This window comes from Caulobacter sp. GW822-FHT01G02 (assembly GCF_058802865.1).
This window is the reverse complement of sequence record NZ_JBXAON010000008.1, coordinates 78,583-94,114: the sequence shown is the minus strand read 5'-3', so window position 1 is coordinate 94,114 and position 15,532 is coordinate 78,583. Positions and strand designations below refer to the sequence as shown.

Sequence of the window (15,532 nt, the reverse complement as noted above, 5' to 3'; positions counted from 1 at the left end):
AGCGATGTTTTACAGCGTTCCTCCCACCCAGCCGGAGCCCACCTCCGGAAACCTAGGCCGCCGAGCCGCTTGTCGGCTTGGCGGCCGGTTCTTTGCGATCCCATTGCGAGAGATCCGTCGCCTTGCAGCACATTCTCGAGGAACTCGACCGTCGTCGCGCCCAGGCCAAGGCCGGTGGCGGTGAAAAGCGCGTCGAAGCCCAGCACGCCAAGGGCAAGCTGACGGCGCGTGAGCGGATCGACCTGCTGCTGGACGAGGGCTCGTTCGAGGAGTTCGACATGTTCGTCGAGCACCGCAGCGCCGACTTCGGCATGCAGGACCAGAAGATCCCCGGCGACGGCGTCGTCACCGGCTGGGGCACCATCAACGGCAAGGTCGTCTATCTGTTCTCCAAGGACTTCACGGTGTTCGGCGGCAGCCTGTCGAACGCCCACGCCCAGAAGATCATCAAGGTCCAGCGCCAGGCCATGAAGGTCGGCGCGCCGATCATCGGCCTGTTCGACGCCGGCGGGGCGCGCATCCAGGAGGGCGTCGACAGCCTGGCCGGCTATGCCGACATCTTCCTGGAAAACACCCTGGCCAGCGGCGTCATCCCGCAGATCAGCGTGATCATGGGTCCCTGCGCCGGCGGCGACGTCTACAGCCCCGCGATCACGGACTTCATCTTCATGGTCAAGGACACGAGCTACATGTTCGTGACCGGTCCGGACGTCGTGAAGACCGTCACCAACGAGGTCGTCACCGCAGAGGAACTGGGCGGTGCCCGGGTCCACGCGGCCAAGTCCGGTGTCGCCGAGGGCGCGTTCGAGAACGATCTCGAGGCCATGACCCAGGTCCGCCGCCTGGTCGACTTCCTGCCCTCGTCCAACCGCGAGGCCGCCCCCGAGCGAGAGAGCTTCGACGAGGCGCTGCGCGACGAGCCCAGCCTGGACACCCTGATCCCGGCCGATCCGACCAAGCCCTACGACATGAAGGAGCTGATCCTGAAGATGGTCGACGAGGCCGACTTCTTCGAGATCTCCAGCGAGTGGGCCAAGAACATCATCGTGGGCTTCGCCCGCATGGACGGCGAGACCGTCGGCATCGTCGCCAACCAGCCGCAGGTGCTGGCCGGGGTGCTGGACATCGACTCGAGCCGCAAGGCCGCCCGCTTCGTGCGCTTCTGCGACGCCTTCAACATCCCGATCATCACCCTGGTCGATGTCCCGGGCTTCATGCCGGGGACCAAGCAGGAGTACGGCGGCCTGATCAAGCACGGCGCCAAGCTCTTGTTCGCCTATGCCGAGGCCACGGTGCCGAAGATCACGGTCATCACCCGCAAGGCCTATGGCGGGGCCTATGACGTGATGAGCTCCAAGCACCTGCGCGGCGACCTCAACTACGCCTGGCCGACGGCCGAGATCGCGGTGATGGGGGCCAAAGGGGCGGTGGAGATCATCTTCCGCCAGGAGGCCAAGGACCCAGAGGCCCTGGCCGTCCGCGAGGCCGAGTACAAGGACCGCTTCGCCAATCCGTTCGTGGCGGCCCAGCGCGGCTATGTGGATGACGTGATCATGCCGCATGGCACGCGCCGCCGGATCGTGCGGGGGCTCAAGAGCCTGAAGGGGAAGGAATTGTCGAACCCCTGGAAGAAGCACGACAACATTCCGCTCTAGGGCCGGGGAACTCCATGCAACTCAATTCCGACATCGCGGCCATTGTGACGGGGGGCGCTTCCGGCCTTGGCGAAGCCACGGCGCGACGCTTGGCGGCCGAAGGCGTGAAGGTGACGATCTTCGACATGAATCTAGAGCGGGCTCAGATGGTCGCGGCCGAATGCGGCGGCCTCGCCTGTCGAGTTGACGTCACGAGCGATGCGGACGTGATCGCGGGCCTCGCGGAGGCTCGCGCAAGTCACGGTCAGGAGCGCATCCTCGTGAACTGCGCGGGCATCGTGATCGGCGCCAAGACCGTGTCGCGGCGAAGAAGCGATGGGGCGCTGACGGCCGCGTCGACGGATGACTTCGATCGTGTTCTTCGCGTCAATCTGGGCGGCACGTTTCGATGTATCGCACTGGCGACTTTGGGAATGGTGTCGCTTGAGCGCCTGGCAAATGGCGAGCGCGGAGTGGTCGTTTCGACGGCGTCCATCGCATCCGAGGACGGGCAGATCGGACAGGCCGCCTATGCGGCGTCGAAGGCGGGTGTTCAAGGGATGGCCCTTCCCATCGCCCGCGACTTGGCCAGTGAGGGCATACGAGTCAACACCATTCTCCCGGGACTTTTCGAAACGCCGATGATGGCGAGCTTGCCACCGGCCGTACGCGAAAGCCTTGCAACGAGCGTACCGTTCCCGGCGCGGCTGGGAACGGGCGCTGAATACGCCTCACTGGTCGTCGAAATCTGCAGCAACGCCTACTTGAACGCGGCGGCGATCCGGCTTGATGGCGCTATTCGGCTGGCGCCTCGATGAGAAGCGGGGCGTTGGCGGTCGACAGGTCTTGCATCATCAGCGGGACGATCGGGCCGAAAATCTCCCGCGAGGCGGATCTCAAAACTCAAGTGGGTCGCAGACGCCTGGCGGGAGCGGCGGGGCTTCGCCGTGACTGAAACGACCGATCCTTCAGAACGGGACGCGCTCGGCTGGATCCTGGCAGGATATGGCGATGGCCGTTGGCCGGGAATGCTCGACGCACGGTGCGGTCGGCTCTTTCGTCTCGGCGTGTGGTGGAAGCATAGCGGCGCGTCTCCGCCAACATTCGTCGATGAGATCAACAGCCAAGTACTGATGATTAACAACCGCGTGCTGGTCATCGATGACTATGGCGACGTCGTATGACGGTCGAAGTCGGCGCTGACGATCAGTCCTCAATCCCACCTCCAATGCCTGTCAGCGAGCGCGGTCCATGTTCGAAAAACTCCTGATCGCCAACCGTGGCGAAATCGCCGTCCGCGTGATCAAGACCTGCCGCCGCCTGGGCATCAAGACGGTGGTGGTCTATTCCGACGCCGACGCCGGCAGCCTGGCCGTCGAGATGGCCGACGAGAGCGTGCACATCGGGGCCTCGCCTGCCAATCAGAGCTATCTGGTGGCCGACAAGATCATCGCGGCGTGCAAGGCCACGGGCGCTGAGGCCCTGCATCCGGGCTTCGGCTTCCTGTCCGAGAACGCGGGCTTTGCCCAGCGCTGCGCCGACGAGGGGATCGTGTTCATCGGCCCCAATCCCGGCGCCATCCAGGCCATGGGCGACAAGATCGAGAGCAAGAAGTTCGCCCAGGCCGCCGGCGTCTCCTGCGTCCCTGGCCATATCGGCGAGATCGCCGACACCGCCGAGGCCGTGAAGATTTCGGAAGAGATCGGCTATCCGGTGATGATCAAGGCCTCGGCGGGCGGCGGCGGCAAGGGCATCCGCGTGGCCTGGAACCGCAAGGACGTCGAGGAAGGCTTCCCGGCCGTGCGCGCCGAGGCCAAGGCCAGCTTCGGCGACGACCGCATCTTCATCGAGAAATTCATCGAGAGCCCGCGCCACATCGAGATCCAGGTGCTGGGCGACAAGCACGGCAACGTCGTCCACCTGTTCGAACGCGAGTGCTCGATCCAGCGCCGCAACCAGAAGGTCATCGAGGAGGCCCCGTCGCCCCTGCTGGACGAGGCCACCCGCGCCGCCATGGGCGCCCAGGCCGTCGCCCTGGCCAAGGCGGTGAACTACGATAGCGCCGGCACGGTCGAGTTCGTCGCCGGCCAGGACAAGAGCTTCTTCTTCCTGGAGATGAACACCCGCCTGCAGGTCGAGCACCCGGTCACCGAGCTGATCACGGGCCTTGATCTGGTCGAGCAGATGATCCGCTCGGCCTACGGGGAGAAGATGACCTTCGAGCAGAAGGACTTGAAGATCAACGGCTGGGCCATCGAAAGCCGCATCTACGCCGAGGACCCCTACCGCAAGTTCCTGCCCAGCATCGGCCGCCTGGTTCGCTATGACCCTCCGGCGGAGGGCGAGCAGGGTCCGTACACGATCCGCAACGACGCCGGCGTGCGCGAGGGCGACGAGATCTCGATGTACTACGACCCGATGATCTCCAAGCTGTGCGCCTGGGCCCCGACCCGGATCGCGGCCATCGACGGCATGGGCCGGGCGCTGGAGGACTTCCACATCGAGGGTCTTGGCCAGAACATCCCGTTCCTGGCCGCGGTGATGGACGAGGAGCGCTTTCGGTCTGGCCAGCTGGCCACCAGCTACATCAAGGACCAGTTCCCCGACGGCTTTGCCGGGACTGAGCCTAGCCCTGAGCAACTGGACATCCTGACCGCCGTCGGCGCGGCCATGCAGCGGGTCTACGCCACCCGCGCCCGGTCCTACGCCTCGGGTCTGATCGGCGCGCCGCGCGACGCGTGGGTGGTCGCCGTCGGCCACGCCAAGCGGCCGGTGAGGATCTCCGGCGAGGCCGACGTGATCGTCACGCTCCTCGACGAGAACCGCGCGCTGACCCTGACCGACATCGACTGGCGTCCAGGCAAGCCGGTGTTCCGCGCCGCACTGAACGGCAAGGCCTTCACCGTCCAGGTCGCACCGGCCGCCGAGGGTTTCGACATCCGCCACCGCGCCACCAAGGCCCGGGTGCTGGTCCTGACCCCGCGCTCGGCCGAGCTGCACGACAAGCTGCCCGAGAAGCAGGCCGCCGACACCTCCAAGCTGGTGCTCTCGCCCATGCCGGGCCTGGTGGTCTCGATGGACGTCACCGCCGGCCAGCAGGTCCGCGAGGGCGAGGTGGTCTGCGTGCTCGAGGCCATGAAGATGCAGAACATCATCCGCGCCGAGCGCGACGGCGTGGTCAAGGCCGTCAACGCCAAGGGCGGCGATCCGGTCGCGGCCGACGAGGTGCTGGTGGAGTTCTCATGACGTCGGACGTCTCCCCCACCGACATTTTTCTGTCGATCAGCGCGATGGCCGCGCGACTGGGTGTGTCGCAACGCGCTCTGCGCCACTACGAGGCGGTCGGTCTTATCCAGTCGTACCGTCTCTACAAGAGCGCTCGTAGCTATGATCCTGAAACCGTCGATCGTCTAACCGTCATAGCGCTTCTGCGAAAGGCGGACGTCCCGATCGCCACCATCCGGGCGATCATGTCGCTTCGGCCTGACGAGGCCGCTTATCTGCGTGCGGTGCGTAAAGCGCTCTTGTCCGCCCAAGATCAGAAAACGCGTGAACTGGCGATGATTCGGCAGCTGCTCGGCGACTTGAAAACCGCCTTCACGGCCAGCGCCCAAGCCAGTCGCAGTCCTAGGGAAGTCCGATGAAGGTCCTAGTCCCGGTTAAACGGGTTATCGATTACAACGTCAAGGCCCGCGTGAAGGCGGATCAGACGGGCGTCGACCTGGCGAACGTCAAGATGTCGATGAATCCCTTCTGCGAGATCGCGGTCGAAGAAGCCGTGCGTCTCAAGGAAAAGGGCGTGGCGACCGAGGTCGTCATCGTCAGCATCGGCCCCGCGCAGGCCCAGGAAACCATCCGTACGGCGCTGGCCATGGGCGGCGACCGCGGCATCCTGATCACCTCCGACGCCGACGTCGAGCCGCTGGCCGTGGCCAAGCTGCTGGCCGCCGTGGTCGCCGAGGAAAACCCGAACCTCGTGATCATGGGCAAGCAGGCGATCGACGGCGACAACAACGCCGTCGGCCAGATGCTGTCGGCCCTGCTGGGCTGGCCGCAGGCCACCTACGTCTCGGCCCTGGACGTCTCGGGCTCGAGCGCCAAGGTCACCCGTGAAGTCGACGGCGGTCTGCAGACCCTGGACGTCGACCTGCCGGCCGTGATCACCGCCGACCTGCGCCTCAACGAGCCGCGCTACGCGTCGCTGCCCAACATCATGAAGGCGAAGAAGAAGGAAATCGCGAGCAAGACCGTCGCCGATTACGGCGTCGACGTCGCCCCGCGCCTGAAGGTCCTGAAGGTCACCGAGCCCGCCAAGCGCTCGGCCGGCATCAAGGTTGAAACCGCCGCCGATCTGGTCTCGAAGCTCAACACCGCGGGGGTGCTGTAATGGCTGTTCTCGTCGTCGCCGATAACGACAACGCGCACCTGCGCGATGGCACCCACAAGACCGTCACCGCCGCCCTGAAGATCTCGGGCGACGTGGACGTCCTGGTGCTGGGCAAGGGCGTCTCGGGCGTCGCCGCCGAGGCCGCCAAGATCGCCGGCGTCCGCAAGGTGCTGCTGGCCGAGTCCGACGCCCTGGGCCACGGCGTCGCCGAAGCCCAGGCCGACGCGGTGCTGGCCCTGGCCGGCAATTACGACGCGATCCTGGTTCCGGCCACCTCGGGCGGCAAGAACTTCGCGCCGCGCGTCGCCGCCAAGCTGAACGTCGCCCCGATCTCCGACATCGTCGAGGTCGTCTCGGCCGACACCTTCACGCGCCCGATCTATGCGGGCAACGCGCTGGAGACGATCCAGTCGTCGGACGCCAAGAAGGTGATCACCGTCCGTCCGACCGCCTTCGCGGCGGCGGGTGAAGGCGGCAGCGCCTCGGTGGAAACCGTCGGCGGCGCCGACGCTGGCAAGACCCGCTTCGTCAGCGAAGAGATGGTCAAGTCGGACCGTCCGGAACTGGCCGCGGCCAAGATCGTCGTCTCGGGCGGTCGCGCCATGGGCTCGGCCGAGGAGTTCCAGCGCGTGATCGAGCCGCTGGCCGACAAGCTGGGCGCCGCCGTCGGCGCCTCGCGCGCGGCCGTCGACGCCGGCTACGCCCCGAACGACTACCAGGTCGGCCAGACCGGCAAGGTCGTGGCCCCGCAGCTGTACGTCGCCATCGGCATCTCGGGCGCGATCCAGCACCTGGCCGGCATGAAGGACTCCAAGGTGATCGTCGCGATCAACAAGGACGCCGACGCGCCGATCTTCCAGGTGGCCGACTTCGGCCTGGTCGCCGACTACAAGACGGCCGTGCCGGAGCTGATGGACGCCCTGACCTGACGACCGCCAAACAAAGGATATCCGGGATGACTGCTCGCGCCGACTATGTCGGACCGATCACCAAGTCGGCCGAAGCCATGTTCGCTCGCGCCGAACGCAAGACGATAGCTCGCAAACTCACTGCCCCGCCGCCGTCGGCGCTGCGTGAGATCATCACGTCTTTCGGCCTCAGTCCGACCATCATCAGGCGTTGGGAAGAGGCCGGCCTTGTCGCGTTCGAGCGGCAAGGTGGGCGCGTCGTTGTCAACGATACGACGCGAGAGCATTTGGCCACGGTCATCGAACTTCGCGCCGCCGGCTTCTCGGTCAAGGAAATCGCCTGGATCTCCGACACCTTACCGCCGACCATCAAGCAGATGCGTGACGCGCTTGCGGCCCGCCAAGCTCAAACCGTGAGCAAGCCGTCGACCCAGCTCGGGTCGGCGTTTCGCGAGACCATCAAGGCCTTTGGTCTCAGCCTGACCGTCGTCAAGCATTGGGAAAATGCCGGTGTCGTCGCCTTCGCACGCCAAGGCGGACGCGTCGTGGTCGACGACGCCATGCGTGAGAGCCTGGCCATGGTGATCGAGCTTCGGCGCGCCGGCTTCTCGGTCAAGGAGATCACTTGGATTTCCGACACCTTGCCGCCGACCGTTTCGCAGATGCGCCAAGCCCTCCAGGCGCGCCTCGCCCAAAGCGAAGCCGCGCGCGCGCGCTCGATCGCGGGAGCGATCGTCGCGGGCTGCTCTCGGGGCTAGCCCCTTCATTTCGCAGGAGTCGACGATGTTCACCGGAACGCCGCACCCCCGCCATGACTGGACGCTCGCCGAGACGGAGGCTCTCTTCGACCTCCCTTTCATGGAGCTGGTGTTCCAGGCCGCGAGTGTTCACCGCGCCTGGTTCGACCCGTCGGAAGTGCAGCTGTCGCAGCTGCTGTCGGTCAAGACCGGCGGCTGCGCCGAGAACTGCGGCTATTGCAGCCAGTCGGCCCACTTCAAGACCGGCCTGAAGGCCGAGAAGCTGATGGAGGCCGACGACGTCGTGGCCAAGGCCCGCGCGGCCCGCGACGGCGGCGCCCAGCGCTTCTGCATGGGCGCGGCTTGGCGCGAGCTGAAGGACCGCGACCTGCCCAAGCTGGCGACCATGATCGCCGAGGTGAAGGCGCTGGGCATGGAGACCTGCGCCACGCTCGGCATGCTGACCGCCGACCAGGCCAAGGCCCTGAAGGCCGCCGGCCTCGACTACTACAACCACAACCTCGACACCGGCCCGGACTACTACAAGGACGTGGTGACCACCCGCACCTATCAGGAGCGGCTCGACACCCTGGCCCACGTCCGCGACGCGGGCATGAGCACCTGCTGCGGCGGCATCGTCGGCATGGGCGAGACGCGCCGCGACCGCGCCGGCCTGCTGCACCAGCTGGCCACCCTGCCGGCCCATCCCGACAGCCTGCCGATCAACGGCCTGGTGCCCGTCAGCGGCACCCCGCTGGGCGACAAGGTCCTGGCCGAAGGCAGGGCCATCGACTCGATCGAGTTCGTCCGCACCATCGCCGTCGCCCGCCTCGTCTGCCCCAGGTCGATGGTCCGCCTGTCGGCCGGCCGCGAGGGCATGAGCCGCGAACTGCAGGCCCTGTGCTTCATGGCCGGCGCCAATTCGATCTTCGTCGGCGGCAAGCTGCTGACCACCCCGCTGCCGGGCCTGGACGAGGACTCAAAGCTGTTCCAGGACCTGGACCTGAGGCCGATGCACGCGGCGGGTCCGATGGATCAAGGCCTCCTTGACCTGGAGCTGCTGATGGGGATTGCGTGACCGTAGCGTCGAGGGCCTATCGGATCGGAAGGGCCGTCGTCATCTTAACCGGACCCAAGGACATGGTGGAGTTGATCTCCTGAACGGTCGGAAGGGTCAAAAGCCTGCCAAACGCCAGTTCGCGGTAGTCCTCGACATCCCGCGTGACGATCCGCAGCAAGAAGTCGAACGGTCCCATCGTGGGATGGACCTCCATCACTTCGGGGATGCGCGACACCGCCTCGATGAACTCGTTGAGATTGCTCTGGCCGTGGGCGGAGAGCTTTACGTTGGCGAAGATGTTCGTGCGCAGGCCGAGCCTTTCCGCGGAAAGGCGGGTGACCTGATCGACGATATAGCCTTCCTCCTTCAAACGGGTGAGGCGGCGCCAGCAGGGCGATTGCGACATGCCCACATGCTCGGCCAGCTCCGCTGTGGTCATCGGCGGATTGCGCTGGATGGTGTCCAGAATTTTCAGATCGGTTTCATCGAGGTCGTTCAGAAAGGCCATGAGAATCTCGCGGCTAGGCAATCATCGTTCGACGTCATTGATCCAATCTTGTGGCGAGTTTCGCAATACGAAGCGAAAAAAATGCTCGATCGCGCATCCGCCAATGCGTTTGGGTCGACATATCGTTCCAAATAGATAATCCAATTTCTGACATCAGAAGGCAGATTGGGGCACCTCATTCAGTGGCCCGTCATGAAAAATCGCCCCACGCTTCGCCTACACATCCCAGAACCGGCCGCCCGGCCTGGCGATGCGCCCTCGTTCGATCGTGCGCTGATCCCGTCGGCCGGAGCCACGCGACGGCCCGAGACCAACGCTCTCGAAGCGGAGATGCGCGATCTGCCCTTCGGCTTGGTTCGTGTCCTCGACGATGCGGGCGAGGCCACGGGGCCCTGGAATCCCAATCTCTCGACGAGCACGCTACTGGCGGGACTTCGCGCCATGCTGCTGACGCGTGTGTTCGACGAGCGACTGTTTCGCGCGCATCGTCAGGGCAAGACCAGCTTCTACATGAAGTCGACCGGGGAGGAGGCGATCGGTGCGGCGCAGTCCTTGTTCCTGGACCGTGACGACATGTGTTTCCCGACCTATCGCGTGCTCAGCTGGTTGATGGCGCGCAACTACCCGCTGATCGATCTGTGCAATCAGATCTTCTCCAACGAGAAGGATCCGCTGAAGGGGCGCCAGCTTCCGATCCTCTATTCGGCGCGGAAATACGGGTTCTATTCCCTGTCAGGCAATGTCGGCAGCCGCTTTGGTCACGCCGTCGGCTGGGCCATGGCCTCGGCGTTCAAGGGCGGCGATTCCATCGCGCTAGCCTATATCGGCGAAGGCACAACGGCCGAAGGCGACTTCCATGAGGCCCTGACCTTCGCCAGTGTCTACAAGGCGCCGGTCATCCTGTGCGTGACCAACAACCAATGGGCTATCTCCAGTTTTTCGGGCATCGCCGGGGCCAATGAAACCACCTTCGCGGCCAAGGCGCTTGCCTATGGCCTGCCGGGGCTTCGGGTCGACGGCAACGACTTTCTGGCCATCTGGGCGGCCACTGAATGGGCGGCCGAACGGGCGCGCCAGAACCTCGGCGCCACGCTGATCGAGCTCTACACCTATCGCGCGTCTGGCCATTCGACCTCGGACGATCCGACCAAATATCGACCGGCCGACGAAGCCGAGGCCTGGCCTCTGGGAGACCCGCTCGACCGCCTGAAGACGCACCTCATCGCGCTCGGCGCCTGGGACGAGGAGCGCCACGCGGCCCTGGCGGCCGAACTGGACGCCGAGGTGCGCGCAGCGGTCAAGGAGGCAGAGGCGGTCGGCACGCTCGGCAAGTCCAAGCCGAGCGTGAAGGAAATGTTCGAGGGCGTCTTCAAGGACCCCGACTGGCGCGTCACTGAACAGCGCCGCGAGCTGGGGATCTGACGCCATGCCCACCATGAATATGATCCAGGCGCTGAACTCCGCGCTCGACGTCGTCCTGACCGAGGACCCCGACACCCTGATCTTTGGCGAGGACGTCGGCTATTTCGGTGGCGTGTTTCGCGTCACCGACGGGCTTCAGAAGAAGCACGGCCTGACCCGCTGCTTTGACGCCCCGATATCCGAAGGCGGCATCGTCGCCGCGGCGATCGGCATGGGGGCCTATGGCTTGCGCCCAATCCCCGAAATTCAATTCGCCGACTACATTCTACCAGCCTTCGATCAGCTAGTGTCGGAAGCCGCGCGCCTGCGCTATCGTTCGAATGGCGAATTTTGGGCTCCGATCACGGTGCGCTCGCCGTATGGCGGCGGGATCTTTGGCGGCCAGACCCACAGCCAGTCGCCCGAAGCGATCTTCGCCCATATTACCGGCCTGAAGACCGTCATCCCGTCCAATCCCTACGACGCCAAGGGTCTTTTGATCGCATCGATCGAGGACGATGATCCGGTGATCTTCCTGGAGCCGAAGAGGCTCTACAACGGACCATTCGACGGACGTCACGACCAGGCGCTGAAGACCTGGGCCGGCGATCCGAAGGCCGAGGTCCCCGCCGAACGCTACACCGTGCCACTCGGCAAGGCCGCGATCGTGCGCGAGGGACGCGAGGCCACCGTGTTGGCTTATGGCACGATGGTCCACGTCGCCTTGGCCGGGATCGAAGACAGCGGCGTGGACGCCGAACTGATCGACTTGCGCTCCATCGTGCCGCTCGACGTTGAGGCGATCGTGGCCTCGGTCAAGAAGACCGGACGATGTGTCATCCTTCACGAGGCCTCGCGGTTCGGGGGCTTCGGCGGAGAGCTGTCGGCCCTGGTTCAGGAGCGCTGCTTCTACCACCTCAAGAGCGCCGTGCGCCGGGTCGCGGGTTGGGACACGCCTTATCCGCACGCGTTCGAGTGGGACTATTTCCCGGGACCGGCGCGACTGGCCGCGGCGCTCAAAAGCGCGATGGAGGACTAGGCCATGGGGCGCTATATGTTCCGCTTGCCCGATATCGGCGAAGGCGTCGCCGAGGCCGAGATCGTCGCCTTGCTCGTCAAGATCGGGGACAAGGTCGAGGAAGACCAGAACGTGGCCGAGGTGATGACCGACAAGGCCACGGTCGAACTAAGCTCGCCCGTCGCGGGCGTTGTAACCGCCGTTCATGGCGACATTGGCGGCATGATGCCCGTCGGCGCCGTACTGATCGAATTCGACAGCGAGGCAGGCGAGGCTGAGCCTATCGCCGTTCTAGCGGCTTCTCCCGCCGCGCCGGTTCCCACCAAGGCGAGCGCGCCGTCCGCCCTCGAACCCACGCGGACCGCGCCGGTGGCGCCGCCGCGTCCGGGCGCTTCGTCCGGCCGCCCGGCTGGAGAGGCGCCGCTTGCCGCGCCTTCGACCCGCCGGCGCGCGCTCGATCTGGGCGTGACGCTCGCCCAAGTGCCTGGCAGCGGCCCTGGCGGCCGGATCACGCCCGACGATCTGGACGCCTTCCTGGCGTCCGATGGAAAGAGCGCCGGCGCCTCGGGTCTGGTTGCCCGCACCGGCGTCCAGGACACGCGTATCATCGGTCTGCGCCGCAAGATCGCTGAGAAGATGCAAGAGGCCAAGCGCCGCATTCCGCACATCAACTATGTCGAGGAATGCGACCTGACGGAGCTGGAGGCGCTGCGGCTCGACCTCAACGAACACCGCGCCGAAGATCAGCCCAAGCTGACGCTGTTGCCGTTCATCATGCGGGCGATGGTCAAGGCATTGCCGGACTTTCCTCAGGTCAACGCGCTCTATGACGACGATAACGGCGTGCTGCACGCTCACCAGGGCGTGCACATCGGCATCGCCACCCAGACGCCGAACGGCCTGATTGTTCCGGTCGTGCGCCACGCCGAAGCGCGAGACCTTTGGGATTGCGCCCGTGAGGTCGCCCGGTTGGCCAAGGCCGTCCGCGATGGCTCGGCGTCGCGCGACGAGCTCTCTGGATCGACCATCACGCTCACCAGCATGGGCCCCCTGGGCGGCATCGTCTCGACGCCGGTCATCAACCATCCCGAGGTCGCCATCCTCAATCCCAACAAGCTGGTGGATCGACCGATGGTTCAAGGCTCGTTCGTCACCATCCGCAAGATGATGAACCTGTCCTCGGCCTTCGATCACCGCATCGTCGACGGCTACGACGCCGCCCTGTTCGTCCAGCGCGTGAAGCGGCTGCTCGAACATCCCGCCCTGATCTTTATGGACTGATGCGATGACCGAGACTCTCAGACCCAAGGTCCTGGTCATCGGCGGCGGCCCGGGCGGCTACGTGGCGGCCATCCGCGCCGGCCAGCTGGGGCTGGACACGGTGCTCGTCGAAAGCGGTCGGTTGGGCGGCACCTGCCTGACGCGGGGCTGCATTCCGTCCAAGGCCCTGATCCATGCGGCCGGTCTCTATGAAGAGGCGGTAATGGCGAGCGCCGAGATGGGGAGGTTCGGCATTCACTTGAACCAGGCGCCGACCTTGCGGTTCGAGGAGACCGTCGGGTGGAAGGACGCGATCGTTGATCGGCTCAGCGGCGGCGTCGCCGGATTGCTGCGCAAGGCCAAGGTGAAGTCCGTGGTCGGTTGGGCGAGTTTCTCCGACGCCAAGACCTGCACCGTCGAAACCCCCGAAGGGCCGGTCACGATCCGGCCGGAGCACGTGATCCTGGCGACCGGTGCGACCGCCGTCGAGCTGCCGTTCCTGCCCTTTGGAGGCCGGGTGATCTCCTCGACCGAGGCGCTGTCGCTGCCCGAGGTCCCAGCGACCCTGGCCGTGGTCGGGGGCGGCTATATCGGCCTGGAACTGGGGATCGCGTTCGCCAAGCTGGGCTCGAAGGTCACGATCATCGAGGCAATGGATCGGCTCCTACCTCTCTACGACGCCCAGTTGACTGCGCCCGTGGCGCGTTGGCTCGAAAAGCATGGCGTCACGGTCTATCTCGGCGCGAAGGCCCTGGGTCAGGACCAGGAGGGCCTGCTGATCCAGACGGCGGGGGGCGAGCGCCAACTGGTCGTGCCGGCCGAGCGCATCCTCGTGACCGTGGGCCGCAAGCCCCAAACCGAGGGCTGGGGGCTCGACCAAATGGCGCTGGCGATGGACGGGCCATTCGTAAGGGTCGATGAGCGCTGTGCGACGTCCACCACCAACGTCTGGGCGATCGGCGATTTGGTCGGGGAGCCCATGTTGGCCCACAAGGCGTCAGCCCAGGGCGAGATGGTCGCCGAGATCATCGCGGGCCGCCGGCGCCGGTTCGAACCGGTCGCCATCGCGGCGGTGTGTTTCACCGAGCCGGAGATCGTCAGCGTTGGGCTGACGCCCGATCAGGCTCCTGAAGGCGTCGAGACCGTCGTGGGTCAATTCCCGTTCCAGGCCAATGGCCGCGCGCTGTCGATGCAGGCTGGGGACGATGGCGGCTTTGTTCGGATCCTGGCGCGCAAGTCCGATCATCGGATCCTCGGCATTCAGGCCGTCGGCCGCCACTGTTCGGAATTGGCCGGGGAGTTCGCCACCCTGATGGAAGTGGGCGGCGTCCTGGAGGACGTCGCCGGCGTCATCCATGTCCATCCCACCCTGGGCGAGGCCATCCACGAGAGCGCCCTTAAGGCGCTCGGTCACGCCATTCACATTTGACGCCCGGAACCTGATCATGAGCATTCCCTTCGCGCCCCAGTCGATGGAGTTCGGCTTGGGCGAAACCGTCGATATGATCCGCGATACGACCGCGCGCTGGGCCGCCGACCGGCTGGCGCCGCGCGCCGCCGAGATCGACGAAACCAACACCTTCGCGCGCGACCTGTGGCCCGAGATGGGCGCGCTGGGCCTGCATGGCGTCACGGTCGAGGAAGAGTTCGGCGGCCTGGGCCTAGGCTATCTCGAGCACGTCGTGGCCATGGAGGAAGTGTCGCGCGCCTCGGCCTCGATCGGACTGAGCTACGGCGCTCACTCCAATCTCTGCGTCAATCAGATTCGGCGCTGGGGCACGCCCGAACAGAAGCGCAGATACCTGCCCAAGCTGATTTCAGGCGAACACCTTGGATCGCTGGCCATGTCGGAGGCCGGTTCGGGATCGGACGTCATGTCCATGCGGACGCGAGCCGAGAAGAGGGGCGACCGCTACGTGCTGAACGGCACGAAATTCTGGATCACCAATTCTCCGACCGCGGACACCCTGGTCGTCTATGTGCGCACGGGGGAGGGGAGCGGTGGCGTCACGACCTTCCTGATCGAGAAGGGGATGAAGGGCTTCAGCGTTTCCAAGAAGCTCGACAAGATGGGCATGCGCGGGTCGGACACCGCCGAGCTGGTGTTTGAGGACTGCGAGGTCCCGGAGGAAAACGTCATGGGTCCCGTCGGCGGCGGGGCGGGGATCTTGATGAGCGGCCTCGACTACGAGCGTACGGTCCTGTCCGGCGGCCCGCTCGGTATCATGCAGGCGGCCCTCGACGTGGTCCTGCCCTACATCCGCGAAAGAAGGCAATTCGGCAAGGCGATCGGTTCGTTCCAGCTGATGCAGGCCAAGGTCGCCGACATGTACGTCGCCCTAAACTCGGCCCGAGCCTACGTCTATGCGGTGGCGCGGGCCTGCGACGCGGGCAAGACCACGCGCTTCGACGCGGCGGGGGCGATTTTGCTGGCTTCGGAGAACGCCGTGAAGGTCAGCCTGGAGGCTGTGCAGGCTTTGGGCGGCGCCGGCTACACTAAGGAGTGGCCCGTCGAACGGCTCGTTCGGGACGCGAAGCTCTATGACATCGGCGCCGGCACCAACGAGATTCGCCGTTTCCTGATCGGCCGGGAGCTGCTGGGCTCGTGAGCGCGCCGGT

15 protein-coding genes are annotated in these 15,532 nt (G+C 65.7%); 14 read left to right on the top strand and 1 reads right to left on the bottom strand.

Annotated features, from left to right (window positions below):
* The first annotated feature begins 122 nt into the window (after nucleotides 1-122).
* From AC1RNC_RS21850 to bioB, 9 genes are all read left to right on the top strand, one after another.
* Nucleotides 123-1,655 (top strand): acyl-CoA carboxylase subunit beta, encoded by a 1,533-nt coding sequence (locus AC1RNC_RS21850; RefSeq protein WP_492888304.1) that lies wholly within the window; start codon nucleotides 123-125, stop codon nucleotides 1,653-1,655.
* Nucleotides 1,656-1,669: 14 nt separating this feature from the next.
* Complete coding sequence (locus tag AC1RNC_RS21845; RefSeq protein WP_062095590.1) at nucleotides 1,670-2,452, top strand: SDR family NAD(P)-dependent oxidoreductase; 783 nt, start codon at nucleotides 1,670-1,672, stop codon at nucleotides 2,450-2,452.
* 129 nt (nucleotides 2,453-2,581) lie between these two features.
* On the top strand, nucleotides 2,582-2,818 hold the full coding sequence (locus AC1RNC_RS21840) for a hypothetical protein (protein WP_156447763.1): 237 nt from the start codon (nucleotides 2,582-2,584) through the stop codon (nucleotides 2,816-2,818).
* Nucleotides 2,819-2,885: 67 nt separating this feature from the next.
* Entirely contained in the window at nucleotides 2,886-4,880 is a 1,995-nt protein-coding gene (locus AC1RNC_RS21835) for an acetyl-CoA carboxylase biotin carboxylase subunit (protein WP_492888303.1), read from the top strand.
* Nucleotides 4,877-5,278, top strand: a complete 402-nt coding sequence (locus AC1RNC_RS21830; protein WP_062097682.1) for a MerR family transcriptional regulator — start codon at nucleotides 4,877-4,879, stop codon at nucleotides 5,276-5,278. Before AC1RNC_RS21835 ends, AC1RNC_RS21830 begins: the two co-directional genes overlap by 4 nt.
* Entirely contained in the window at nucleotides 5,275-6,021 is a 747-nt protein-coding gene (locus AC1RNC_RS21825) for an electron transfer flavoprotein subunit beta/FixA family protein (protein ID WP_492888302.1), read from the top strand. Before AC1RNC_RS21830 ends, AC1RNC_RS21825 begins: the two co-directional genes overlap by 4 nt.
* The gene (locus tag AC1RNC_RS21820) at nucleotides 6,021-6,950 is read left to right on the top strand and encodes an electron transfer flavoprotein subunit alpha/FixB family protein (protein WP_492888301.1); all 930 of its coding nucleotides are present in this window, start codon (nucleotides 6,021-6,023) and stop codon (nucleotides 6,948-6,950) included. Before AC1RNC_RS21825 ends, AC1RNC_RS21820 begins: the two co-directional genes overlap by 1 nt.
* A gap of 26 nt (nucleotides 6,951-6,976) precedes the next feature.
* A complete protein-coding gene (locus AC1RNC_RS21815; RefSeq protein WP_062096212.1) occupies nucleotides 6,977-7,687 on the top strand; it encodes a MerR family transcriptional regulator in 711 nt (236 codons plus the stop codon).
* A 25-nt stretch (nucleotides 7,688-7,712) separates the two neighbouring features.
* Entirely contained in the window at nucleotides 7,713-8,744 is a 1,032-nt protein-coding gene (gene bioB / locus AC1RNC_RS21810) for a biotin synthase BioB (RefSeq protein ID WP_492888300.1), read from the top strand.
* Between the two features lie 16 nt (nucleotides 8,745-8,760).
* Here bioB and AC1RNC_RS21805 read toward each other — a convergent pair whose 3' ends face one another.
* Entirely contained in the window at nucleotides 8,761-9,234 is a 474-nt protein-coding gene (locus AC1RNC_RS21805) for an Lrp/AsnC family transcriptional regulator (protein ID WP_062099363.1), read from the bottom strand.
* A gap of 192 nt (nucleotides 9,235-9,426) precedes the next feature.
* On the opposite strand from AC1RNC_RS21805, the gene AC1RNC_RS21800 reads away from it, so the two are divergent.
* The 5 genes from AC1RNC_RS21800 to AC1RNC_RS21780 are packed head-to-tail and all read left to right on the top strand — an operon-like array spanning nucleotide 9,427 to nucleotide 15,522.
* A complete protein-coding gene (locus AC1RNC_RS21800; RefSeq protein ID WP_062099361.1) occupies nucleotides 9,427-10,656 on the top strand; it encodes a thiamine pyrophosphate-dependent enzyme in 1,230 nt (409 codons plus the stop codon).
* 4 nt (nucleotides 10,657-10,660) lie between these two features.
* The gene (locus AC1RNC_RS21795; RefSeq protein ID WP_062099359.1) at nucleotides 10,661-11,674 is read left to right on the top strand and encodes an alpha-ketoacid dehydrogenase subunit beta; all 1,014 of its coding nucleotides are present in this window, start codon (nucleotides 10,661-10,663) and stop codon (nucleotides 11,672-11,674) included.
* A 3-nt stretch (nucleotides 11,675-11,677) separates the two neighbouring features.
* A complete protein-coding gene (locus tag AC1RNC_RS21790) occupies nucleotides 11,678-12,934 on the top strand; it encodes a dihydrolipoamide acetyltransferase family protein (RefSeq protein WP_062099357.1) in 1,257 nt (418 codons plus the stop codon).
* 4 nt (nucleotides 12,935-12,938) lie between these two features.
* Nucleotides 12,939-14,342, top strand: a complete 1,404-nt coding sequence (gene lpdA, locus AC1RNC_RS21785; RefSeq protein ID WP_062099355.1) for a dihydrolipoyl dehydrogenase — start codon at nucleotides 12,939-12,941, stop codon at nucleotides 14,340-14,342.
* A gap of 16 nt (nucleotides 14,343-14,358) precedes the next feature.
* On the top strand, nucleotides 14,359-15,522 hold the full coding sequence (locus AC1RNC_RS21780) for an isovaleryl-CoA dehydrogenase (RefSeq protein ID WP_062099353.1): 1,164 nt from the start codon (nucleotides 14,359-14,361) through the stop codon (nucleotides 15,520-15,522).
* Nucleotides 15,523-15,532: the final 10 nt, after the last annotated feature.

Excerpts from the sequence above, each read along its gene's own strand:
- AC1RNC_RS21805 (WP_062099363.1), bottom strand. The coding sequence starts at position 9,234 with ATGGCCTTTCTGAACGACCTCGATGAAACCGATCTGAAAATTCTGGAC.
- AC1RNC_RS21820 (WP_492888301.1), top strand. The coding sequence starts at position 6,021 with ATGGCTGTTCTCGTCGTCGCCGATAACGACAACGCGCACCTGCGCGAT.
- bioB (WP_492888300.1), top strand. The coding sequence starts at position 7,713 with ATGTTCACCGGAACGCCGCACCCCCGCCATGACTGGACGCTCGCCGAG.
- AC1RNC_RS21830 (WP_062097682.1), top strand. The coding sequence starts at position 4,877 with ATGACGTCGGACGTCTCCCCCACCGACATTTTTCTGTCGATCAGCGCG.
- lpdA (WP_062099355.1), top strand. The coding sequence starts at position 12,939 with ATGACCGAGACTCTCAGACCCAAGGTCCTGGTCATCGGCGGCGGCCCG.
- AC1RNC_RS21825 (WP_492888302.1), top strand. The coding sequence starts at position 5,275 with ATGAAGGTCCTAGTCCCGGTTAAACGGGTTATCGATTACAACGTCAAG.
- AC1RNC_RS21795 (WP_062099359.1), top strand. The coding sequence starts at position 10,661 with ATGCCCACCATGAATATGATCCAGGCGCTGAACTCCGCGCTCGACGTC.
- AC1RNC_RS21800 (WP_062099361.1), top strand. The coding sequence starts at position 9,427 with ATGAAAAATCGCCCCACGCTTCGCCTACACATCCCAGAACCGGCCGCC.
- AC1RNC_RS21780 (WP_062099353.1), top strand. The coding sequence starts at position 14,359 with ATGAGCATTCCCTTCGCGCCCCAGTCGATGGAGTTCGGCTTGGGCGAA.
- AC1RNC_RS21790 (WP_062099357.1), top strand. The coding sequence starts at position 11,678 with ATGGGGCGCTATATGTTCCGCTTGCCCGATATCGGCGAAGGCGTCGCC.
- AC1RNC_RS21835 (WP_492888303.1), top strand. The coding sequence starts at position 2,886 with ATGTTCGAAAAACTCCTGATCGCCAACCGTGGCGAAATCGCCGTCCGC.
- AC1RNC_RS21845 (WP_062095590.1), top strand. The coding sequence starts at position 1,670 with ATGCAACTCAATTCCGACATCGCGGCCATTGTGACGGGGGGCGCTTCC.
- AC1RNC_RS21815 (WP_062096212.1), top strand. The coding sequence starts at position 6,977 with ATGACTGCTCGCGCCGACTATGTCGGACCGATCACCAAGTCGGCCGAA.